This is a genomic window from Elongatibacter sediminis, from assembly GCF_037892215.1.
GTDB lineage: Bacteria > Pseudomonadota > Gammaproteobacteria > Xanthomonadales > SZUA-36 > Elongatibacter > Elongatibacter sediminis.
On record NZ_JAZHOG010000005.1, the window covers coordinates 1 to 23,939 of the forward strand.

Here is a 23,939-nt window from a genome sequence, read left to right on the forward strand (position 1 = left end):
TTTGGGTTCTCCCCAAATGCAGTCATGTGTAAACCATGTGCTCGGAATATTCTGTCAGCTATCTGTCGATAAGCTCAAAGCCCTTGAGGAAACGCAAGGGCTTTTTGCTTTTCTGACCTGCGCACCCTCAGATAAGCCAAAGTAAACCACAGTCGGGTCGGGCCTGATCAAGCCTGCCCAAGCCTCAGAAACACAGAGGGAATCAACTCATTTATGCGGAGCATTACGGCTTGAAGGACTAATTTCTGGGTAAGAATGGGTGTTCTAAAAGGCAACTCCCTAATGCTCAATTCAGACAGGCCCAAAAAACGATTTTGGCGCTGAAATAGTGGTTCTAAGCGCCAGGAACGGACAGTTTCAATTACATTTTCTCAGTAAAACCGTAGATTAAATCGGATTGGCTTGGCCCGACCCCAATCCCTCCATGGAGCATCGATAGACCCAATCGAAGCCCCGCACACAACACGGTCTTCACCTGCCACACAGTCGGTTGGTTCGCCCCCAGTAGACCCCGATAATCCGTTTCGGTATGGTCATGCGACAACCCGGTTCGGGGGGACTTGGAGAATGCACAGATGAACTCGCCCAGGAATACTGGCGGCGTTGCGTTGTGGCTGATTTTCGCCGTCTGGACTCTGCTGGCGCTCACGCCAGGCACGGTCGCGGCGGCTTGTGGTGGCTACACGGACGTTTCTTCAGAAGCGGAACTCGATACCGCAATTGCCTCATTCAACAGCCAGCCCGGCCCCTGCATTTTCGGCATCCGGTTTGCCGGCGACGTTCTGCTCACCGCTTCGACCAGCCCGATCGACAACAGCAACCAGGGCGTCGAACTCGTGATCGACGGCCAGGGTGCATCGCTCGATGCGCAGAACCTTCCGGGCGTGCGACCGCTGTACATCGCCTACGTATCGACCGTCCACGTCACCGATTTGACCATCGAAAACGGCAACGCGCCCCCGAGCGAGTTGGCGGGCGGGATATTCAATGCGGGCATCCTGACATTGAGTGACTGCACGATCGCCAACAATACAGCCAACACGTCCGGAGGCATCCACAACGACGGTTTACTGACGGTCTCGCGCTGCTCGATCTTCGGTAACTCCAGCACCGGCCTGGGCGCCAGCGGCGGAGGCATCGGCAACAGCACCGGCCGTACGGTCACAGTGACCGATTCCATTTTCGCCGGCAACAGCACGCAGCGGGGCGGTGGACTCTACAACAACAACGGCACTGCCATCGTTGAACGAACCCTGTTCACGAACAACACCGCCAGCCTGGACGGTGGCGCGATCTACCTGAGCAATGGCGGCCAGGTCGTACTCATCAACAGCACCGTGTCGGGCAATAGCGCCCAACTGGCCGGGGGTGGCGGCATCTACGTTGCCAGTGGCCTGATGAAACTGACCCATGTCACGGTGACCGGCAACACCGGCGGGGGAATCGCCAACTCCTCAGGCGCATTGCGTTTGAACAACAGCGTATTCAGTGCCAACCCGGACGGTGGCGATTGTCGATCCTTCAACATCAACGTCACGATTAAACACAGTCTGCTGAGCGATGCCGGCGTCACGGCATGCGGGCTGGACGCCGCCAACCCCGACGAGGATGGCAATATCATCGGCCAGGACCCCCTGCTCGGCCCCCTGCAGGCCAATGGTGGCCCCACGGACTGCCATGCACTGGGCGAGAGCAGTCCGGCGATCGATGCCGGCGATGACGCACTTGCCGTGGACTTTGCCGAAGACCCCCTTGAGCATGATCAACGCGGACCGGGCTATCCACGCCGGACCGGATACGGGGTGGACATGGGGGCGTACGAAGCCCCAGGGGCACTCTTTCTGGACGGCTTCGAAGAGCGCTGACTCAGATTGAATCGGGTCGGGCCTACCCAAGCCTCAGAAATACCAAGGGAATGAACCCGTTTATGCGGCGCATTACGGCTTAAAGGACTAATTTCTGGGTAAGAATGGGTGTTCTAAAAAGACAACTCCCTCAATGCTCCATTCACACAGGCTTAGTAAACGATCTTAGCGCTGAAATAGTGGTTCTAAGCGCCAGGAATGGACAGTTTCAATTACATTTTCTCGGTAAAACCGTAGATTAAATGGGATTGGATTGGCCCGACCCCAATTTCAGCAAATGGGATTGGATTGGCCCGACCCCAATTTCAACCAATTTCAATTTCCCCCGACCCCAATTTCAGACCAATTTCACTACAACTTCTGACTGGGTATTCATCCTTTTCTCAGACCCTTACAGCTGGACTTCGATAGTTACCGCCATCCACCGAAGCCATTCCGCACCCCAGTCCGTGTTCATTGATCCGATATGTTCAATATTATTGAACAGATTAATTATGTGAACACAAATTCGGGATAATTCCCAGCTGAATTCTATTTATATCAATATTTACAGTAACTTAGAACACTATTGGCGCTTAGAAAGCCCGATTATCCGATCAGATGGATAAGACTTGTTCACTTCATAGAGATGTTCGATAATACTGAACAAAGTAACTTCATGAACATATAGCCTGCACATGGAAACACGACCTGAGAACACGGCAGAGGCGCTGATAGGCAAGGCGATCGACAAATTTGCTGCCGACACCGGCGTGCAAATAAAGATCCTCGCTCACGAACACCCCATTGGAAAGGGCAAATATCTCGATGCACTCGCTGATGTCCAGGCAGCGGACCATACAGCAACCTACGCCATTGAAACGAAGCGCCACCTAACAACTGCAACACTGGGTTTGGTGGTGGAGCAACTGAAAAACACCCCCTACAAAGGGATGCTGATTACCGAGTATGTAAACCCGAACATGGCGGAAAGATTGAGAAGAATGGGCATTGCGTTCCTTGACCTAGCTGGCAACGCCTACCTAAACGAAAAACCAATCCTCATCTACATCAAAGGCAACCGTGCCAAGGATAAACCAGAGAAAGCAAAAAACCCCAGACCCACAAGGGCGTTCCAGGCCACTGGGCTCAAGGTGCTTTTTGGGCTTCTATTGAAGCCGGAACTTCTGCAACAGCCCTATCGTGACATTGCCAAGGCAACCAATGTGGCTCTGGGAACAGTGGGCTGGGTTCTAACCGATCTGCGAGACCATGGGTACCTCTATGAAGGCAAAGGCAATGAACGAAAACTCGTTCAGAAAGCAAAAATCATTGAACAGTGGGTTACCGCGTACCCCGATAAACTCAGGCCAAAGCTGAGGCTTGGGAAATATCTAACAACTAATCCACGCTGGTGGCATAACGTAGACATCGAGCAATACAAAGCACAATGGGGAGGAGAAGTCGCTGCCGCCATTCTCACGAAATACCTCGTTCCAGAAAACGCCGTTATTTATGCCGACAACCTTCCGGCAAAGCTGATCGTGAAGAACAAGCTAACCAGAGAAGCGGAAGGAAACGTTGAAATACTTGAGAGATTCTGGAAGCCAGACCTTTTCGATGACAATCAAGCACACGACAAGATTCCACCCGTCACAGTACCTCCATTGCTTATATACGCCGACCTCATTGCGACTGCCGACGACCGGAATATCGAAACAGCCAAAATGATCCGCACGGACTTCCTTGATGGATATTTCGGATAGGATCGACGATCCAATAATCGTTGAGATTTTGCAGCACGTTTCTGCAATCGCGAGCGAATTAGGAATCCCCTTTTTCGTTGTTGGCGCAACTGCTAGAGATTTGATACTCCGACACGGATTCGGAATAGAGCCTGGCCGCGCAACAAGAGACGTCGACCTTGGTTTCAGGGTCGCCTCGTGGGATCAATACGAAGAGTTGCGAGGAGCACTTACTGAAACGGAAAATTTCAATCCGATCGGAACGGGACAGCGTTTAAGTTTCCGTGGCATTACTCATGTAGACGTTTTGCCGTTTGGTCCCATCGCTGACTCTCAAACCAAAATCAGATGGCAGCCTGATGAAGACACCGAACTTGATCTAACAGGTTTCGATGAAGCCTTCGATCATGCGATCCCAGTGACTGTGAGCCGCGATCCACACACAGAGGCGAGGGTTGCCAGTGCCGCTGGACTAGTTTTGCTAAAGATCTTTTCCTGGAATGACCGGAGACCCAAAAGCAAGGACGCAATTGACCTAGGAATACTCATCCGAAGTTACCTGCAAGCGGGAAACGAAGAGCGACTTTGGGATGAACATGATGACCTCTTACACCACGAAGATTTTGATTTTCAAGTTGCGGGGGCTCGTATTCTGGGCAGAGATCTTGCGCGGATATGTCGAAAGGAGACCCGCGAGAAGATCCTAGAAATTCTTGATCGGGAGCTTGACGGAGACGGCGATCTTCCGTTGGTTGTGCAAAGCGCAGGTGACAACCCACAAGTCAACCGCACCCTTGAGTTCTGGGAGGCGATCCGCGCCGAACTTCGATCTTTGTAGGAAAGGGTTCACTTGGAATTAGTAATTTGCTGGCCCAAACTACAGAGGAATCAGCGGGGTCAGAGTAAAGGGACAGAATAAGAAAGGAGTCTGGTGGCGTACTGGTGGGACGGATACGGGGTGGACATGGGGGCGTACGAAGCCCCAGGGGCACTCTTTCTGGACGGCTTCGAAGAGCGTTGACTCAGGCAGCTCACACATATAACGCACTCACACATATAACGCACTCACACATCATGCTGTTTACCGTCCAATTTCCTTGAGTTAAATTAGCTTGGCTTCGAATAATGGTTAGGGAGAGACCGATGATGCATCGTTTCAGCGACGGCTGGAAATACGGGATAATTTTCTGGCTCAGCCTGGGGTTCAGCGCAACTGCTTCGGCCCAAATCAACTTCCTGGATAATGCCGCGTTCAATAACGACCTGAGCGGTTGGGATGTACTTTCAAACGAAACCTCCGAATGGATCGATACGGATTCGGGCGATAATCCGGCATCCGGCGCCGTGGAGTTGATGCATATCGGGACAAGCAACGGTGGCACCGCCCTGTCATTGAGTCAGTGCATCGTCGCCACCCCGATGGTGGATTACGAGTTTGGTGGCTACTTTCGCGTGCCCGACGGACAACCTGAAGGCACCGAAGCCGTTATCACCGTCCGCACGTTCCAGACCAGCAATTGTGTCGGCGATACGGAACAGTTTTTTGATCTGGGAAGCCGTTCGGATCGCTGGCAACGCCGCTCGGAGTTCTTTTCGACGGGTGAGTTCGGCAACAGTTTTCAACTCTCGCTGGGCGTGTTCAAACCTTCCGGAGAAACAGCCGATGCAACGGCTTATCTCGATGAGATTTATCTGCATGAACGGGAAAGCCGTGCCAGTTACCTGAACCCGTCCATGTCGGCATCCTGGTACAACCCGGACGAAAGCGGACACGGAATCATGATTCATATTCTCGACGGCACATCGGCGTGGATGTGCTGGTTCGCATTCGACGATGGCGGCGACCGAGCGTGGATATGCGCACTGGGCACCATTGACGGGGATACCATCGAATTCGCCGACGCATTCACCGTCTCGGGCGGCGCTTTTCCGCCTGCTTTCGACCCGGATCAGATCACGGAAACACCGTGGGGCAGCATTACCGTAACCTTCGACGGTTGTAACTCCGGCACCATGACCTGGGTTACCAGCGCCACCGGATACCAGTCGGGCTCGATGCCCATAGCCAGACTGACGCCCCTGTGGGGCGCCGACTGCTCGTGAAAGGAGGCGGCACCATGAATATCGCAATCACCAAACAATCCAAAATGCTGCCCGTGTTGCTGGGCCTCCTGGGGCTGGCTTTCAGCCAAGCCCTTTCCGCCCAGATCAATCTGGTTCGAAATGCCGAACTGGACGACAACATCGACTATTGGCTGAACCCTTACGACCGGCCAGCCGAATGGAACTCGGCCGACCATGAAGGCAGCAACAGTTCAGGCTCGGCCAAACTCACCAATACCGGCACCAGCAACGGCGGCGTTTCACTGGCGATTGAGCAGTGCATCCCGGCACGGCCCGACACGCAGTACGAAGTCGGTGGTCATATTCAGATTCCTGCCAACCAACCCGACCAGACCACTGCCTATCTGTTCGCCTATACCTACGAGAGCGGTGACTGCGAGGGAAGCAAGGCATCCACCCACGAATTGTCAGCCAATGGAGTGAATGTCTGGACGCGCGTCACCGACGTGTTCTTCACCGGTCACAATGTGACCAGCATCAAGATCATCCTCGGTGTCAGCAAGCCTGGAGGCGAAACAGCCGATGCCGCAGGGCTGTTTGACGGACTGTTCGCGCGAGCCATCGCCGGCCAGACCGGCGATGTTCTCGGCCCCTCCATGTCCACGTCCTGGTACAACCCGAGCGAGAGCGGCCATGGGATCATGATGCACCTGCTGGATGCGACCACGGCCTGGATGTGCTGGTTTACCTTCGACCCTGCCGGGGAACCCACCTGGATTTGCGCGCTGGGAAGCGTGTCCGGTAACACCGTTCAATTCGACTCGGCATTTCAGGTGGAAGGCGGCGTGTTTCCACCCGCCTGGGATCCCGCCAAAATCAAGGAAGTCCCCTGGGGCAGCATCACGGTATCCTTCGACACCTGTCACGCGGGCACCATGACCTGGACCACCGGCGCCGCGGGATTCCAGTCGGGATCCATGCCGATTGCACGACTGCTGCCGGTCTGGGGGACTTATTGCCCCTGACCGTTGCCTCGGTGTCCACCTGGACCGACCCAGGGCCGAGCGTCACCCGCGGAAACACCGGTACCGCTGATGATCGAACTCACGCCGCCTGAATAATATCCAGGCGCTGGGCGTTGCGGATGCGGCGCATCTCGTCTTCGGCGACGCCGGCCTGCTCGGCGAACTGCGGCCAGCGCGCGATCGCAGCGTGGACCTCGCGCACGATTTCCTCCGCTCGCCCGCGCTTCATCGAGGCGAGCGCGGCACAGGCCCTGAAGTCCTCGAGCACGAAATGATCCCGCTTGCCACCCAGGCTCATCTGGTGCGTGCTGGTCCAGGCGCCGGCCGGGTTATGGCTATAAGTCATGTCATAGGCCGGCGACAGCGACCACCGGCCACTGCGATCCATCAGGAAAGCGATGTTCTTGACGTGATCATCCTGATTGCGGCCGATGATGTTGAATGTCATGCGGCGAAACTGCTCCTCGACATCCTCCATCGGCAGGCCGAGCTCGCGAATCACCTGCAGCGCCTGTTCGTACGAATACGCGCCGGGGCGTCGATAATCGAAATGCGCCATGGCGCAAAGCGTCTGCATATGGATTTTGCCGCCACTGTCGGTGCGGTCGAAGCGCCGGGTCATGAAGTGATTGCGCCCCTGCTCCTGGAGCAGGCGGCATTCGTTCATCGTGATCCCCGCTTCCAGCGCCATCAGGTAATAGGCATATTCGATCAGCCCGTAACCCGCCGGGTCTTCGAGTTCCTTGTCGCGATTGCCGGACACCCCGTCGAACTTGAGCAGCCAGTAGGTGAAGCCGTCTCCGGCGGCAACCTGCCCGGAACGCACTTCGCCCGTTTCCCGGTTCCAGGCAATGATGGCCTTGGCACGCGCGCCGCCCGCCGAGGTGCCGACGCGCAGGATGTCGAGCAGGGTTTCTTCGCGTTCGTCGGGCAGCAACGAGCCGGACAACCGGTTTCGCCGGGTCAGAATCTCGCTGGCGAGATCCACCAGGGCGGCGACATCCACCTCGGCGGACCGGTTACGGAACGGGCCGGCCGCGGGCGCGTACTCGAGCGCGCCCATGCCGCGCACGCCGATGTAGCAAAGCCGTTCGACGGCATTGAAGGTGTCGGGCGCGCGCCCCTGGCGGGCGAGCCAGGCATCGATCAGCGCATTGCCGAAATCGTCGGGCAGGGAATCGGCCAGCAAACCGGGAAGTCCCTGATAGGTTTCATGCGCCAGCGCCGGAAAACTCCAGATGCGGTCCGACAGGGGCATGGTGAGTGGCGCGACCTCGATTCCGCTGCGGCGAAAAGCCGGATCGTATTCGAAATGGCACAAGGCCCGATCCGCATCCTGGCTCACCGCGCCGATATCACGACCCCACAGCCTCACCGTCGCGGTGGTCACTCTTCATCTCCCCACGACCAGGAAGCTTTCTCGCGCCTCTTCGATTCCCGCGAGGAAGCCCGCTGACGCACCCGGCCCTGCAGCTTGACCTGCTGAATGGGGCTGGGCGGCGGCGCCGGCACGAGGGCGTCGAGATTGTGCAGCAGCCCATGGGCGCGCAACACCCGGATCAAGCTGGTGATCTGAACCGATTCACCATGTTCCAACCGGATCAGCGTGCGTTGGGAAATCCCGGCTTCCTCGGCAAGTGCGCTCTGGGTCTGGTTGCGGTTCAGTCGGTAGCGGGCAAGTCGTTCACCGAGTTCCCGGATGGCCGCGTCGTCGGAGGTGTTTTGCATGATATCCATAACACGCCACTTTTGTCACTAATTACCCTATAAGAGCAATCATACTGCCATAATTGACATATTATTAGAACTTTTCAATACCTTTTAAGGTGTAAATTTTGTCGCTTATTACCGATTTCAGTAGCTTAACATGTCACTTATGACACTTTATGAGCCATTTTGCTCCAAGAGCCGATGGGGCATGCCCCTCCCGGCTTCGCGTCCAGCCCATCCAGACCGCATCGATCCGGAGCCGGCGCCGGGTCCCCTTCCACGGTGATTGGCAACCCGGGCACGGCTCGGTTTACTCTGGCGCTTTGGCCAGACCCAGGGTATTGCATGCGCACCGATCGCCGCTTCCGCTCAGCGCCTTTGGCGTTCCGTGTACTGGTGACCGTCTGCGGCCTTCTGCTGGCCAGCACGTCACTCCACGCCGATGACTTCGCCTTCAAGATCGCCGTGACCGAGGACGGCCCGTACCGGGTGGACTTCGATGCTTTGGGGTTCTCCGGTCCGCCGCCCGCGACGTCGCGACTGAGCCTGACGAACGGAGGCCGTCCGGTGGCTTTCGAGGTCGAAGACGGAGGCGATGGACGTTTCGGACCTGGAGACAGCTTGCATTTCATGGGCCTGCACCTCGCCGGAGAGCATTCCTGGTTCAATCCCTGGTCGGCCGAAAACATCTATCTGCTGCGCCTGCGCGGGAACAAAGACCCGGCCTCGCCGGAACCCGAGACCGCCGTGCATCGGGATTCGATCGTGACCCGGCATCTCGAGCACGAAGCCTTCCGCACGGCCCTCGACGCGCCCGACGGGAAGTCGCCTGAAACCTGGTTCTGGAAACGCCTGAGTCACCTGGACCGTGCGCCGTTTCGGCTGGCTTTGCCGGACGGTCCGGCGCCCGCCGGCATTCGCGTTGCGCTGGCCGGCCTGTCGGCTGACCAGGCGGCTGCTGCCGCCGGCGCGCCTCAACACCGGGTGGAATTGCTGGTGAACGGCCGGATCGTCGCCAGCGCGGAGTGGCAGGGTCAGGCCATGATCGAACTCAACGCCGATGCCGAAGCACTCGGTTCGGCGCCCATTCCCGTACACGACCCCGTACACGATCCCGCACGCAAGCCGACACTCGCATCCGACAACGAACCGGCGCTCACCGTGGAACTGCGCGTACCGAAACGCACCCTCCCCGGCCGGACGGCACCGGTCATCGACGTGGTTCTGCTCAACTGGATTGAATTGGACTATCCGAGCCACGCGGTCGCAGACCTGCCAGCCTTTACCGGGCCGGGCGGAAAACGCCGTTACCTGACGGACGCCCGAGTCCACACACCCGTGTGGATCAAACCCTTCGAAGCACCCGTGCTGCGTGCCGCCACCGCACAGGCGGATTACCTGATGATCGTCCACCCATCCCTGCGGGAAGCGATCGCTCCACTGTCGGCCTTCCATGCCTCACGCGGCCTCGCAGTCGCGGTCATCGACGTTGAAGACATCTACGATGCTTTCAATCACGGCATCGTGTCGCCGTTCGCGATTCGCGATTTCATCCGGCACGCCAGCGAGCACCGCGCACCTCCCGCAGCACGTTTCGTACTGCTGGTGGGCGATGCGTCCTGGGCGGTGCGCGGCGAATCCCCGCGCCCCAACCTGATCCCGACCCTGCAGGTACAGGCCCACGACGAACTGGCGGCCAGCGACAACGGGTTTGTCACGATCCGCGGGGACGACTGGCGGCCGGACCTGGCGATCGGCCGCATCCCCGCCGGCGATCCGGATGAACTCACCGCGGTCGTGCGGAAACTTCTGGCCCACGCCCGTGGCGCACCGGACGCCACGTGGCTCGGCCGGGCGGCGCTGATCTCCGATGCGAGCACGGAATTCCAGGACATCAGCAATGAACTGGCCGCCGACCTGGCCGCGCAGGGTCTGGCCGTCAGCACCGTTTTTCCCGATTCGGCGGCAGGCACCGCCCACCAGGACCAGACAGACCTGATCAGGACCTTCAATGAAGGCCATGGACTGATCCATTTTCTCGGCCACGGCGGGCGTTTTGTCTGGCGCACGGGGCCACCCGACCTGAAGCACAGCAGCGATCTGTTCTCCGTCACCGATCTGCAGCGGCTCGGTAATTCAGATCGACTGCCACTGGTGCTCAGCATGACCTGCTCATCGGGCCCTTTCGATCACCCGGAGGCGGGTTCGATGGCCGAGGCCCTGCTGATGATGCCGACGGGCGGAGCGGCCGGCGTACTGGCGGCCTCCTGGCGGGTACCGGCATCCAGGTCGTTCAGCGGATTGCTGCTGGACCAGTTGGTGCAACCCGGCCAGAGCATCGGCGAGGCCATCCTGCGCGCCAAACGCGCAGAGCCCAAACGCGCACTGGTTGAATCGTATAATCTGCTGGGCGATCCCGCGCTCGGCTTGCGCCTGGCGGACGAGCGCTGAAAACATCGTTTATCGAAAACCGGCCCGGCCGGAACCGTGACATCCCTGAACCGAAAGACGGAGAGTCGCTCCATTGAAATACGCGATTACCTTGCTGGTGTTGCTGAGCCTCATGACCGGGGCCTGTGGCCAGGAGTCCGCAGGCCGGCAGGCCACAGAACTACGGGCCGCCGGACGGCAAGCGGCGGAAACCACCACCGCCCCGGAACCCAATGTCATTACCTGGAGCACGGCCAGCGAGCACGGCAGTTTCGGCTACGACGTTTACCGCGGGCTCTCGGAGAACGGACCCTTCACCGCGGTCAATGCCGAGATCATCCCCGGCGCGGGCACCACCGACCTGACCCGCCACTACGAATTCGTCGATGAAGACATCGAGCCGGACACGACTTACTGGTATTACATCGAGAGCATTTCACTGACGGGCGAGCGCAAGCGCATTACCCCCATCCATCCCTCGAAGCCCAAACCGACGGTTCCGGCGGCCGACTGAGCCGGACTCTGGCAGCGATCTGTTCCGCACCGACGCAGCGGCGGATTCCCGCACGACCCATCAGCGCGCGGCAGCGCTCGCACCTAATCCGGGTCTGGCGCACTCCGGGGCAGGCCATGCCAGGGGATAGTCGAAGCGCTTGAGAAGCTCGGGGTCGATCTGCTGGTTGATGAACGACAGGTCCTGGCGGCGCAGGGTTCGCGTCACATGCTCCAGGCGGTTTTTTTCCTCCCAGGCCGATCCGAAGGCGTTGTCGGATTTGGACGGTCGGCGGGACAGTTTTGCAACCACGGCAGCAACGTCGCTTTCCGGTCTGCGCTCGAGCCGGGTCTCCAGCCGCTGAATCGTCGCGGCTGGGTTCCTGACCAGGTCCTCTAGACGGACGTAGATCACCCGCCCCATCGGCTCCAGGTAGTGTGCGTAACCGCGGTAGTAGCCGTTCCACGCGCGCGCCAGGTTGATGAACAGTTCACCCTTGAGGTACACCGGGCTGCGCAGGCGCTGGCCCAGATCGAAACTCTGGGTCGTGAACCGGAAGTTGTAATGCCGCCTGCAGGTGGCAGGCAGCCAGAAATACGGCGACCGGACCATGCAGATGAGCAGCACACCGGGAAACTCGCCGACGGCGTCCTGCATCAGGATGCGTTGGTCGGAGTTGCGTTGATAGCGCGGCGGCAGCGAATGTTTCCAGTACGCGAATCCGTCGTGCCGGACATTGCGAAACAGATGATTCACGTACGACTGCATGAGCACGGTGCCGGAATTGAAAGGACCCAGTACCTGGCAATGTTCGATTCCGCTCATGCGCGCACGAACACCAGGCCGCGCCACTTGAAATGTCCCGCCCGGGCCACGTCGCGGGCCTGGCGGGTCAGCGCTTCATCCAGACCGAATCCCAGGCGGCGCATTTTCTCCACCCAATAGTCCTGCGGCCGGCAGTTGACGTGATGCCAGCCGGTCTGGCCCGGTGGCGCGAACGTCATCAGCACGTACTTTCGGGCGCAGGCGAACGTGGCGAGAAAATGGGGGCTGAAACGCTCTTCGACGTGCTCGACGAATTCGCAGCTCCAGACCAGGTCCCATTCACCGGGCGGCACCAGTGGGCCGCGGGTGTAGTCATGTCGCCGGTGCAGGCCGGGAATCACGGTATCCCGCTCCGCCTGCGCGCTGCCGTCCACGCCCAGCACGGTACAACCGTGATCGCGGAAGTACGCCGCGGCGTGGCCCTCGCCGCAGCCCACATCCAGTACCGACTTCACGCCCAGCGTGTCCAGCACCCATTGCCACAGCTCCGGGGCGTAGGTCGCCGGGTCGCCGTGCTGCGTGCCGTATCGATCGGCCAACGGGTGGCACGAACGCAGATATCCACCCAGATGGCCTTCGGCCGCGTGGGTCAACGGGTGATGGGGGGTCCCGTCCTCCGCCGGCGGCACCAGGCTGGCGAAGTGAATGTCCGCGCCGGAGAACGTCAGCGCCGCCCGGCCGTGATGGAGCGGCACCTGGAACAAGCCCGCGTCACCGGCGCACCGGGCGCCCTCCCCCCGGTTAATGCGCTTGCGCAGAGATTCGATGTACGGAGAATCAGCCGGCAGATCGAACTCGTGCACGGTGCCGTCGCGCATTTGCACCACGCCGTGCCAGGTGCTTTCCGCCGTGGCATTTGCCCGCCGGCCGGACCTGCCCTCGCCGGCCCCGCCCCCTGAACCTTGCTGCGCCGCGGCTTGACTCTCCGGGTGCAGCAGTTCGCAGCTCTGGCGATCGCGATGCAGGCAGGAAATCATTCGGCCGACATTGGAGCGCCAGGTGGAAACAAAGCGCCGGGACCTCGCCGCGATCAGGGTTTCGGCGATCAGCATCCGGGTCGCGTCACGCACGTACTCCCGGTGCCCTGACCCGTCCGTCGGACCGCTGTCGTCACCCATGAAGGGTCGCCCTTCGCACAATCGGGTCACATTGAAACCCGCTCGTTCGGGCTCGGCCAGACTGGCAACGCGGACCGCGTCTCCCCGATCCCGCAGGTAGCCGATCACTTCCTCGACGGCTGCCCGATCGTCGCTCATCACGAACAGGGTCTGCCCGGAACGTAACGGGGTCAGCCGATCGAGGTAGGCCTGCGCCGGATAGGAAATGTCCTCATCTTCCACCTTGTCGCCACGCCGCACATGTATCGCATCATAGTCCTCGGACAGGTTCAGGGAGTCGGTGAGCCGGTCGACCACAGCCTGACACTCGGGTGTTGGCCGGAACGCCAGGCTGGTGAAGAAGGCCATGATGTTCCCGAAACCCCGAATCGTCTCCCGGCCAAAATCCAGTTCCCGCGGCGCGAACCGGATCAGGCGGCGCCAGACAGGACGGTCCTCCCGGCGTGCGAAGTCACAGCGCTCGACGATTTGACCGGCGGCCACCTCACTCGACTCCGCGCCGAATGGTTCGAAGTAGTCTGTCCAGCCCTGTTCGTGCGCCCAGGCGGATGCGGAGGAGTCCAGCAGCAGTCGGTAGCCGTGCGCCCAGCAGTAAATCATTGCACGAACCACGGTCGAGACTTCCGCATAGAAGCCCCGGTTGCCGAACACGTAAACGAAACACGCTTCGTGCTGTTCGTTGACCCGGGTGTAAAGCTCGGATGGCGCCGCATCCTCGTCGGCGAGAATCGAGAGCGCACGTGCCTGACTGGACGGACCACCCCGGGACTCGCCCGTGAACAGCGCCGGCACCGGGCAATGCGCTTCCACCCGATCCACGTCCTCCCGATACAGGCGTCGAATCCGGGCAATCTGTTCCGGGTTCAGCTCGTGATGATCCAGATTGAACCGGGTATAACCGAAATTCGCCTGGCGGCCACTGCGCGACCGGCGCCGTGGCAGGTCCGGGCACGGCCCCAGATCCAGCGTGTCGAAAACCTGCTGCAGATCGGCGGCCAGGGTTTCCACCCGGCCGTGGAAATCCACCGGCAAAGATCCCAGCAGCCTGGTCTGCGTGGCCACGTGCTTGTCCCACTTGTCCTTTTCGACTTCGTCCAGAAAGGCCTCGAAGCGCTCGGGACCCTCTTCCATCTCCAGAAAGGGCTTGGCGCCGATCGCCGAGTCCTTCATTTCATGCCGCATGGAGATTTCCTGGTAGGCGGATACCAGGCGGGTAACCGGGTCGCGCAGAAATGTAAACGTGAAGTAGGCGTCCAGAGTGGCCTCGTCGAGGGAATTGACCGGAACCTGTTCGCATTCGTACCGTGGCCTGAAGAATTCCGCCTTCAAGGTACTGCTGGCGTTTTTGCCAATCTGGAAATAGATGAAGCGGTACTTGTGCGAAATCAGGCACGAAGCCCCGGGGGAGCGGAATTTCGCCGTGGGCAGGCGAGCCAGCCCCTGTTCCGGCGCGATAGCCTTGCCGCCGACCTGCTCATTGCCGGGCAGCAGATCTGCCAGATCACCTGCGGTGGCATCACGGTCCAACTGCCGGCACTGGCTGCGGGCCGTCAGCAGAGCCGTGTAAGCGGGCTGCAGCATGGCCAGGCCAATGTCGCCCATGTGCGGCAGATGGCGGTTGGTCAGCGCTTCCACCTGGGACTCGATCACGGCCTGCTGAAAACCCGGTTTCAGGTACAGCAAGGCATGCCGGGCCAGCATGTTGTACACCCGGAGATAGTCCTTGTCGAAGCGCTCCCACAACACCCCGCCTGCGCGGCCCCAACTCATCCGCCCGGGTTCGCGCAGACCGAAAATCGAAGCGCCGAGGTACAGGCAATCGGCTTGCGCCGGCACCTCGATAACGGGCCGGAAGTGCTCGTCGAACACGCAGTCGTCTTCAAGCACGAGAAACGGGGGACGCGCGCGGGAAAGTCGCAATGCTTTCAGATGCCCGAGCGCGACTCCGACCCAGCCGGGCGTGACCCGAAGGGTGGGAATGAACTCGTAATTCAGGCCGAGCTCCGCCATCTGCTCGACCATCAGCAGACGCTTCCTGGCGTCATCGGCGCAATTGAGAATGAAGGTCGGGATTTCGCGCAGGTCGATACGCAGATAATCCCGGCCATCGCGCGCGATCCGTTTCCAGCCCGTCGGCTCCGGCTCCCGCTCATCGACCATCAGCGGCAACTCCTGCTCGACATGGCAGGCATTGAATCGCTTGCCGGCAAACGCCCGCACATCGACCGCGTTACCGTCCAGAAAAGACCGGTTCAGGGACTCGGCGTCCTGGTTTCCACAGCGGTTGGCGACAACTTCCTGCACCCGGTTGGCCGCGACATTGAGCACCGTGGGAACAGCCTCACAGACCAGGTCGGGGCGTGCCAGCGGATGCCCGGCTAGCGCGGATTCGAGGCTGTTCGGGCCGGCGAAATTCAGTCTCGGTATCAGGACGGCCAGGTCGGTGGTGCGAAACACATGACCGTCCAGCGACATGGGGTAATTCCAGTACCCTGGACTGGCTTCTTTCCAGGCCCAGCGGTATCCATCGCTGAAATCGGGCGGCCGCGTCTCGCAGTCACGCGGGTAGCAGTAGCGGATGTCCTCGCCCAGGCGCAGGGAGACGGCCAGTATGGCCTCATCCTCGTCCAGCGATCGCATCAGATCCATTGCGGTGAACGGGCGGGTGAACAGCATGTCGTCCACCGCGAACATCAGGTAGCGGCCGGGGCCGCTGCTGATCGTTTTCAACAAACCGAGTAACGCCCCGCGGAACTGATTCTCGTCCGGCCGCCAGCGCACGCCCCGGTGCCAGCGGCGCAGGCGATCGTATCCCGACTCGAACCCCGCGGTCGTGGTGGTGTAAAGCACGTGCAGACGGTGCGGGTACGGCATGAACGCACGCACACTGCGCAGCAGGGCATCCAGTTGGGCGGGGCGATCCTTGCTGAACACGATGATGTCCAGCAGCGAGGTTGCGGCCTGCCCGTCCCACACCGCAGGGACCGGCTGGTCGACCGGCAGGAGTTGCAGCTCAGATTTCAAGCTTGAGGCCGGCGAGGCGGGCCCACTCCTCGAGCGAGCGCTCTTTGCCGAGGGTATAACGACCGAGGATCGCGGGGTCTTCCTTGCCGTAGAACAGGGCGCGCAAGCGCCGGATCATGCCGTCGGTGTGCTCCGCCTGCCAGCGGTCGGTTTTGGCCTGCCAGACCTTGTTGCGGTCGCCGTTCGGATAATTGCTGTAATCCAGGTGCCAGATCTGCACTTCGTCCGGCAGGTAGATGTCATAGCCGTGGGTATAGGTGCGGGCCGACAGCGCGGACTCGTGCCCGGCGTTGATCATCGCCGGATCCTCAGGCACCTCGGTAATCCAGCGCCCGTGGGTAAATACGAAGTTGCAGCACACCAGGGCGGTCGTCTCGTGCGGTTCGGACTTGCGCTGCTCCGACATCTGGATGTCGATCCAGCCAACCGGAGGAATCACCGCGGCTTTCATCAGCGGCACGCCGTCCCGCCCGGTGCCGGCCCAGGGAATCACCACCTCCCCCGAGTCCGAGAACGTGAACGGGGGCGAACTGGTGGTCAGCAACGGCTTCGGCCCGGGTTTGCCTTCGAGCTGCTCGATGAGATTGACGTCCCAGCCTTCGGCGAACCAGGTGTGGGAGTCGATCAGGAGGTGGTATTCCTCACCGGCGTACAGCTTCTGCACTTCGGCGCGCGACCAGCCGTAGCCCAGGCTGGCATGGTACGGATACTTGCGAATGCGAAAGCGCGGGTCTTCCAGCCATTCATCGAGATTTTCCGTTTCGTCGGCCTGCCAGCAGACGCCGAAGCTCAGGCGCTCCGGGTGCGCCGCACGGGCAATTGCCGAACGCAGGGTAAACGGCAGAAACTGATCGCGGTAGGAGGCCACCGATACGAAGATGCGGGCCGTGGCCGGGTCGTTGTTCATGGGGAAGCCTTATCCAGTTCGAGGGCGCCCTGGCTGTGCAGTTCGATGACCGTGCGTTCGACATCGTCACACACGACATCGCCCGGCACCTCGAACTGCTCTTGCAGCACGTCGGCGATATCGGCCAGGGTTCGCTGATTGTCGCACAGATTCCAGATCGCGCCGGCCGAGGCGTTGAGTTGCAGCAGCTCTTCGGCGCCGGGCACCTCCAGTACCATGCGATCCGGCAGGCGGGCTTCGCGCACGCCGTGGCAGCGTCGCGGACGGCGCGTGGCGAGCAACGCTCCGGATTCCCGCCGGGTGACGTAATCCTCGAGGAAGCTGAGAAAATCGCGCCCGGCACCGGCCCGTGCCGCGGTTGCATCAGGCCGTGTCCAGGGCCGGTAGGTCGCGGCATCCCAGACGGTCTCTTTTCTCGCCGACACGATCGGCTGGCCGTAGTCGAGCACCGGCGCTCCGGCGCGGCGGTCCGTACTCGCGGCCGCCAGCTTTTTCGCCCGGTGCGGAATGCGGTACTCGGCGGCAGCCACGGCATAAGCCACCTGGTGCGCCTGATTCGCCAACTCCGAATCGGGCGAAATCAGATTCCGGATCAGGCCCGTCAACTCCAGCCAGCGGGCAGCCATTTTCCTGAGGTCCGTGGAATGGATCATCACCGGGAATGTCACGCGCGGCGGCTCCAGGGTCCGGTTGACGCACCAGGCCTGCAGCCCGGTGAAGTCTTCGGCCAGTCCGAACGGACCCTCTCCTTCCGGCCAGTCACTCCAGCGGTGGCCCACCGCGCCACCGGGTTCGGCTTCGTCGTCAAGCGGCTGCAACAGCACGCTTTCAAGGTCCAGCAGCAACAGGCTGGCATCGACGGACTCACGGACCAGCCATTCCAGCAGGGCCGCCGGCAGCTTGTACCCGGAAAACCGGTCCGGCAGGTAGGGATGCGGGTCGTATGGCAGGGTTCGCACCACCCGCGCCGTGCCGTGCATCGGCAGCGCGGCGTTTGCCGGCGCGGCCACCAGGCGCAGCAGTTCACCGGGCTGGCCGGACTCGAGCCAGGCTTGCTCCAGCAGTTCAGCGCGCCACTGGTCGCCGGCGGAATGGGTGCTCACGAAAACGGTGATGATCATCGGCGCGCCAACCTTCAGACCTCGAATTGGGCCGGCACGGCACCGCAGCGAAGCTGGCCCCAGCCGAATCCCGCCTGCGGGTCCGGCTGATCGGTCGAAATGAGCCAGTTGGTCACCGCGAAACGACTGTCCGCAAACTGCCGCGAAGGACAGCGGATGCGCATGAGTTCGTGGTGGACATGGCTGCGAAACACCAGCAAGCGGTTCGACACCGGCTCCAGTTCCCGGTAGCTCGTCATCGGCATGCGCCGCTCGCCCTGTTCCAGCACGTCGTACAAGCGCAGGGCACCGCCGCTGAACGGGCGCGGCTGCCGGAAAAAGTAGTACACACAGGTCAGCATCCGGGCGCCGGCCTGATCTCCGCCCGCATCGCTGTGCAGGCGGTAATAGTGTCCGTCATTGCTGGCCGTGAGCTGGGATTCGACATGCCGGAGCGGAAACGGCGCCAGGTCGAGTTCACGGGTCAGATGGGGCAGCCAGGTCAGCAGGCGGTTCTGCAGCAGTCGGGAATGGGCCGTCTCCGCGAAACCCATGATGACCTGGTTCTGACGGTGAGGAGAGGCTTTTCCTTCGACCGTCCCGCTCTCGAACTCTTCTTCGTGCTGGAGCGCGTAGGCCAGCATGTCCTCGTGCTCGTCGACGGAAAGAAAGTCCTCGATGACCAGGTAACGCGGCGTGTGCACCACCGCAGGTTGCGCTTCCGCCGGTCTGTCGGCCGCCGGGTGCGCTGCCTGCGGTGTTTCCAGCCGCACGATCACAGGCGGCTCGGTGATCACCGAGACCAGTTGGCGGGAATGGAAGGAAGCGGCCGCCTCGCCGCCTTCCAGCGGCAGCTGCAGAAACTGTTCCATCGGTTCCACGTCGCCGCCCCGGCTACCCAGTATCTGGAACAGGGTCATCAGTTCCGGCGCGTTCTCGGCCAGGCGCAGACTGATTTCCTGACCGCCCTCCAGTTGCAGGCGCACGGAAATCATCCGGGCGGGTTCAGGCGGCGCTGACACGGCCTTCACGTCTGAGCGGAGACACGGCATCGCCCTCGGGCGTGGACAGGAATTCAAGCAGCCCGGGAACAGCCTCGGACTCACCGAAGCTCAGACTGTAAACGGGAATCTGCGAGGCGATGCGGCACACGCGCTGGACAGCGCGTTGGCGGTCGAACTGGAAATCGATGGACTGTTGCATGAGTTCGGCCGCCGCCACCGAGGGCGGCAGGCCATGGAGCCCGGCGCGGACCAGCAGGCGGTGCTGCCCGTGCACGATGGCCTTCACCTTCGCCTGCTGCCAATGCAGCCGGGCCGCCGCACCATTGGGCCAGGCCAGGCGTGCGAACGGCACGGCTTCCAGGCTGTCTGCGCGCAACGGAATGGCCTCGTCGCCCAGGAACTCCCAGCCGGAAGTGCACAGCGCATCGGCGACCGGATCGTTCGCGTGCCCGAGTTCCCCGGTATAGATCACGGCCTGGCCATCCTTGCGAAACAGCATGCCGCGCAACCAGACGTGGCCGCGGCGGGCGCGACACAGCACGGGCACGAGGTAGCGGATCAATTCAACCAGCATTCGTTGCCGCGACGGCGCTTCAGCCACCTCGCTGCCATTGGCGATGAGCCCATAACCCTTGCCGCGCGCCTTGATCTCCAGGCTGGCGATGTTGCTGCCCTGAGCGTCGCGCGCGCCCGGCGCGAAAACCTCTGCCACCTTGAAGGCCAGTCCGGGAACCGTGCTGCGCACATTCACGCCCAGACCCTCGAACTGAAACCGGGCTTCGGTTTGCCGGACCGCTTCCGGCGGGCTGGTCACCGGCCGCAGCTCGTCGCCGGCCAGCGCACCGGTTTCAAGCACGGATCCGGTCAGAAAACTCTCCGGCCATTCGCGCATCCAGGCGGGGTTGATGCGCGGGTTGTAGCGATTCCAGGAATACGGCCCCTCGAACTCCTCGACCATGATGCCGTCCTCGAGCGGCACGCACTCGCTGACCGGATGGCGTCCCCGCTCGTAGCGTTCACCGGGGTCGGGCAGTTCATTCCACAGGAACTTGAACGGCTCCGCCTTGCCCCGGTTGCCCCGGTAACGCTGGATGATGGACGTGAACGTGCTGGTCATGGTGCCGATGAAGTCCTCGGACTCCGCCGCCACCAGTTGCGACAGGTAGGCCAGAGCGATGCTGTCATGCCGCGGCAGGGCGAAAAACTCGTCGCCGAAGTGATCGAGAATGTGATGGTCGATGAAAACGTGATCAGTCCAAGCGTTCTTCAGCTCCGTGAAAAACGGATCATCGCGCTCATCGGTGCAGATCAACAGACGCTGGTCACGGCTGAAATGCTTGTCCAGTGCCTCGATGGCCTCCCAGGGCTGGCGGTCGAGCACGGTCACACCGTAGGTGACCTTGAAGTCGCCACGGCGCATGTGCACGGCGTTGAATCGGCCGAGGTCCGCCGCGACCTTGCGCGCCAGCTCGGTATACGGCGCTTTCGCCTGCATGCGCTCGAGCATGCGGTAGGCGGAACGCCGGGTCTCGTTGTCGAAGTAGAACAGGTAGGAGTAGAAGCACAGGTTGTTGCGGTGGTATTTGCCACCGGGAACCAAAGGTTTTTCAGATACCCGCAGCAACGGGATCTCCTGCACTTCACCGTCACCGCCAATCCAGGTTTCACGACCCCGGGCGAAATGAACCGCGTCCTGCGAGTCGATATCCACGGTGTCCGGCACGTAGAACACGGTATCCATCAGGCTCTGTTCGGTCAGTTCGCGGCTCTCCAGGCCCTCGAGTTCGCGCTCGTCCGGCTCGGTCCACGCGACCGGCAGGTCGATCAGGTCGGTCACCCGGCTTCTTACCGTGTTGTCCACCCGCCCCTCGTACTCGACCACATTGGCCGGCGGGGACGTATTGCCGTCCAGCAACAACAGGCGATTGGTCAGAAAAGCCATCACCACGCCGCATTCGATGGACATGATGGCATTGCTCAGACCGGATTGGCCCGACTGGTAGTTGGTGTAGTAAAGCTGTCTCATGGCGTGCCTGCGGAATGATTCGCCAGGGACAGGGGACGGTAGTGCACGAACATGCCGATGTAATAGTCCCCCTGCAGCGCCCAGGGCCGGCCGTGGATCAGCCTGGCCCCTTCGTAGAACACGAATTCGCCCGGCTCCAGGTTGACCTGATGAGGACGGCCTTCGATGTCCTCCAGATACAACGGCCAGGGTTCGTCCAGGCGGCTGTCCACGCAAATGGTGGAACTGATGATGTGCGTCTGCGTGCGGTCCACGTGGTTGTGCAGATAACTCCCGCGCTGGTACACGCGGAAGCCGTAACAGGCCGATTCGGTCAGACGCATGCCGGCCCAGGTCTCGTGCATGGGTTTCAGCGCCTCGCAGACGGCCCGGTTGAATTCGGGATCCTCGTGAAACAGTACGGGAATGACACCCGGCTCGGTGGTCTGGATTTCGTCAATCGCCGTTTCGGGACGAAACCGTTCCGCGTTGTGCGTGAGCCTCTCCACCATGCCCGCGTGCAGGTCACTGTCCAGTCGCCCTTTCTTGAAGCCCAGCCCGCAGTACGGCGCCATGGCCTGCTGCCTGGCCGTTTGCTCCACCAGCCAGTCCGGCGGGGCGAATACGTCACGGGAGACCGTGCGTTGCTCCGGATTACCGCTCATCGCGCGCCCCGTACAACCGCTCCCGTGCCTGCCGGGCCAGGGTCATGAAACGGATTTCCGCCTGGCCCCGGGCGACCTCCAGGAAACTGTCGATGTCCGCCTGCAGGAAATTCTGCTCGGCGAAGAGTTGCTTGTGCCACTGGGATTCGAAAAACGGCCCCCGGCTGCCGGCGTCGTTGATGTCGGTGTAGTAATGGAAGAAAGTGCCATCCGGCAACTCGTCGGCATGCTGTTCCTGCACCGCGAACTGCTCGATATCCAGTAACTCGTAGTCGATGCCGTTCGGGTACGTGGCCATTGCGAAGCACGCCATTTCGGCAACCCATACGCCGTGCTCGGGCAACTCGAGAATCTTGCCGGCGAGGTAGAGTATCTGCAGAAACCGGAAGCAATCGCGTATGACCTTGCGGTCGTTCTGCTGCAGGGCTTCGCCAGTGAGAAACACCATCACGCCGCCCGGCTTGAATTCCTGCTCCACACCGAGGGCTTCCAGCAGTTTAGGCAGCGCCAGCCCCTTGGTGTCCTGGGTGGAGAACTGGAAAAACCGTTCCTGCGCGACAATCCAGTTGCTGGCCATGGCGTTGCCGCGGGGAAACAGATCCTGCCGCAGATTGCCGTACAGGAAAATATCCGTATCCATCAGGCAGACGATGTCTTCAGGGCGCACATGGTGTGAAACCACGTTCAGGGCTTCAACCCGGTTCATCGGCACATACCGATCACCGCCGCCGGCGAAATCCAGGTGGTGGTTGTCGGCGTGGCTCTCCCCGGTGAAATACTCCACAGAGTAGGTATCGAAAATATGCTGCAGTTCCGGCGAGATGGGCTGGTGGTTGTTGCACACGACCACCCGGATGGCCCAGCCCTCGGGCAATTGGCCAACCAGTGACTCGAACATGATGCCCAGTTGCCAGTGAAAATACGGGCGATCCTCCACACCGTGCACGATATACACGCGGGTGCCGGTATCCTGGCGCGGAGCCAGCACGATGGTCCCCCGGGTCGACAGGTCGGGATCGCTGAGCGAACTCGAATCCAGCAGGTTCAGGGCGTTGAAACGGAACAGGGCCGCTGTCACATCGGCCATGATTTGTACCGGATCGCCTTCGAAGCGCTCGCACAGGGCCGAGTGCATCTCCATCAGGGAATGGCGACCGTCACACATTTTCCAGATTTCCGCCCCGGTTGCGTTGAGGGCGAAAATGTCGCTGCCCTCGGCGGGCACCAACACGGACTCGTCGAGGACCTCGTGCAATTCAGGACCGCTGCGCCTGAGCGGACGCACCGGAAAGGTCTCCAGGGGTGTTTCGAATGCGGGGTTGTTGCTGGACTTATCGCTGCCTGGCGCCGGGGAATCGGCGCTCCGGGCGGCCGCTTTCGCGCGGCTCATCTCAACCGTTCACCTCGAACTCAGTCAGCTCGACCGGAATCGTCACAGTCGGACTGGCGGTTGGGAATGCGGTCGGAAATGCCGTCGGGAAGGCAGTCGGAAATGCCGTCGGGAACGCAGTCGGGAAGGCAGTCGGAACTGCCGTGGTGGGCGCGGCGGTCGGAGCCGTGGGGCTGGCCGTCGGCTGCTGTGTCGGCGCCATCGTGGTCGGAAAACTGGTGGGAAAACTGGTCGGAAACGCGGTGCCTTCGGGGTTCTCGGCGGTGCCGGCCTCGACATTCAGCCGGGTCGGAAACGCGGCGAAATCGGCCTGCGGATCGCCGGCCGGAGTCTGCGCCCGGCCCGCTCGTGGCATCAACGGCACCGTCAGGATCACCGGCGCCACCCAGCCTGACAACACGTCGCGCCGGGTCAGGCCACCGGTCGGGGCTTCCGCCCCGGCATCGGAATCAGCCGCTTTGCCGGATTTGACCTGACCGCGCAGGGCCTCGAGTTCTTCGATGAGTTGCTGTTTGGTTTTATCTGAGTCGCTCATGGATGCCAGCCCGTTGCCGCCACGCAATTCTGCTTTGGGAGTCAAAGCAGTCACC

At 61.2% G+C, this 23,939-nt stretch carries 18 protein-coding genes; 7 read left to right on the plus strand and 11 right to left on the minus strand.

Features of this window, described 5'->3' with window-relative positions; translation table 11 throughout:
• The first annotated feature begins 575 nt into the window (after positions 1-575).
• The 5 genes from V3330_RS08540 (at position 576) to V3330_RS08560 (ending at position 6,678) form a co-directional block, all read left to right on the plus strand.
• Positions 576-1,865, plus strand: a complete 1,290-nt coding sequence (locus V3330_RS08540) for a choice-of-anchor Q domain-containing protein (protein WP_354694988.1) — start codon at positions 576-578, stop codon at positions 1,863-1,865.
• 677 nt (positions 1,866-2,542) lie between these two features.
• Entirely contained in the window at positions 2,543-3,610 is a 1,068-nt protein-coding gene (locus V3330_RS08545; RefSeq protein WP_354694989.1) for a type IV toxin-antitoxin system AbiEi family antitoxin, read from the plus strand.
• Positions 3,594-4,427, plus strand: coding sequence for a nucleotidyl transferase AbiEii/AbiGii toxin family protein (locus tag V3330_RS08550; protein ID WP_354694990.1), 834 nt, complete (start codon positions 3,594-3,596; stop codon positions 4,425-4,427). The genes V3330_RS08545 and V3330_RS08550 overlap by 17 nt, the downstream gene beginning before the upstream one ends.
• A gap of 305 nt (positions 4,428-4,732) precedes the next feature.
• A complete protein-coding gene (locus V3330_RS08555; protein ID WP_354694991.1) occupies positions 4,733-5,692 on the plus strand; it encodes a hypothetical protein in 960 nt (319 codons plus the stop codon).
• A 14-nt stretch (positions 5,693-5,706) separates the two neighbouring features.
• Positions 5,707-6,678, plus strand: a complete 972-nt coding sequence (locus tag V3330_RS08560) for a hypothetical protein (protein WP_354694992.1) — start codon at positions 5,707-5,709, stop codon at positions 6,676-6,678.
• 79 nt (positions 6,679-6,757) lie between these two features.
• Here V3330_RS08560 and V3330_RS08565 read toward each other — a convergent pair whose 3' ends face one another.
• Together V3330_RS08565 and V3330_RS08570 are read right to left on the minus strand one after the other, a co-directional pair.
• Complete coding sequence (locus tag V3330_RS08565; protein WP_354694993.1) at positions 6,758-8,068, minus strand: type II toxin-antitoxin system HipA family toxin; 1,311 nt, start codon at positions 8,066-8,068, stop codon at positions 6,758-6,760.
• Positions 8,065-8,406: a helix-turn-helix transcriptional regulator gene (locus tag V3330_RS08570; RefSeq protein WP_354694994.1), complete on the minus strand. Its 342-nt coding sequence runs from the start codon at positions 8,404-8,406 to the stop codon at positions 8,065-8,067. The genes V3330_RS08565 and V3330_RS08570 overlap by 4 nt, the downstream gene beginning before the upstream one ends.
• Positions 8,407-8,733: 327 nt before the next feature.
• Here V3330_RS08570 and V3330_RS08575 point away from each other — a divergent pair, with 327 nt between their 5' ends.
• Together V3330_RS08575 and V3330_RS08580 are read left to right on the plus strand one after the other, a co-directional pair.
• On the plus strand, positions 8,734-10,839 hold the full coding sequence (locus V3330_RS08575) for a C25 family cysteine peptidase (RefSeq protein WP_354694995.1): 2,106 nt from the start codon (positions 8,734-8,736) through the stop codon (positions 10,837-10,839).
• Between the two features lie 73 nt (positions 10,840-10,912).
• Positions 10,913-11,332 (plus strand): hypothetical protein, encoded by a 420-nt coding sequence (locus V3330_RS08580; RefSeq protein ID WP_354694996.1) that lies wholly within the window; start codon positions 10,913-10,915, stop codon positions 11,330-11,332.
• A gap of 60 nt (positions 11,333-11,392) precedes the next feature.
• Here V3330_RS08580 and V3330_RS08585 read toward each other — a convergent pair whose 3' ends face one another.
• From V3330_RS08585 to V3330_RS08625, 9 genes are read right to left on the minus strand one after another with little or no spacing between them, the layout of a single operon-like run.
• Positions 11,393-12,136: a sulfotransferase family protein gene (locus V3330_RS08585; RefSeq protein ID WP_354694997.1), complete on the minus strand. Its 744-nt coding sequence runs from the start codon at positions 12,134-12,136 to the stop codon at positions 11,393-11,395.
• Positions 12,133-16,278: a sulfotransferase family 2 domain-containing protein gene (locus tag V3330_RS08590; protein WP_354694998.1), complete on the minus strand. Its 4,146-nt coding sequence runs from the start codon at positions 16,276-16,278 to the stop codon at positions 12,133-12,135. Before V3330_RS08590 ends, V3330_RS08585 begins: the two co-directional genes overlap by 4 nt.
• Positions 16,268-17,185, minus strand: a complete 918-nt coding sequence (locus V3330_RS08595; protein WP_354694999.1) for a GlcNAc-transferase family protein — start codon at positions 17,183-17,185, stop codon at positions 16,268-16,270. The genes V3330_RS08590 and V3330_RS08595 overlap by 11 nt, the downstream gene beginning before the upstream one ends.
• The gene (locus V3330_RS08600) at positions 17,182-18,306 is read right to left on the minus strand and encodes a PqqD family protein (protein ID WP_354695000.1); all 1,125 of its coding nucleotides are present in this window, start codon (positions 18,304-18,306) and stop codon (positions 17,182-17,184) included. The genes V3330_RS08595 and V3330_RS08600 overlap by 4 nt, the downstream gene beginning before the upstream one ends.
• A 14-nt stretch (positions 18,307-18,320) precedes the next feature.
• Positions 18,321-19,271 (minus strand): 2OG-Fe(II) oxygenase, encoded by a 951-nt coding sequence (locus tag V3330_RS08605; protein WP_354695001.1) that lies wholly within the window; start codon positions 19,269-19,271, stop codon positions 18,321-18,323.
• 19 nt (positions 19,272-19,290) lie between these two features.
• Entirely contained in the window at positions 19,291-21,315 is a 2,025-nt protein-coding gene (locus V3330_RS08610; protein ID WP_354695002.1) for an O-fucosyltransferase family protein, read from the minus strand.
• Positions 21,312-21,959, minus strand: coding sequence for a hypothetical protein (locus V3330_RS08615; RefSeq protein WP_354695003.1), 648 nt, complete (start codon positions 21,957-21,959; stop codon positions 21,312-21,314). The genes V3330_RS08610 and V3330_RS08615 overlap by 4 nt, the downstream gene beginning before the upstream one ends.
• Entirely contained in the window at positions 21,949-23,349 is a 1,401-nt protein-coding gene (locus V3330_RS08620) for a PqqD family protein (protein WP_354695004.1), read from the minus strand. The genes V3330_RS08615 and V3330_RS08620 overlap by 11 nt, the downstream gene beginning before the upstream one ends.
• Before the next feature lies 1 nt (position 23,350).
• Complete coding sequence (locus tag V3330_RS08625) at positions 23,351-23,884, minus strand: hypothetical protein (RefSeq protein ID WP_354695005.1); 534 nt, start codon at positions 23,882-23,884, stop codon at positions 23,351-23,353.
• Between the last annotated feature and the right edge of the window lie 55 nt (positions 23,885-23,939).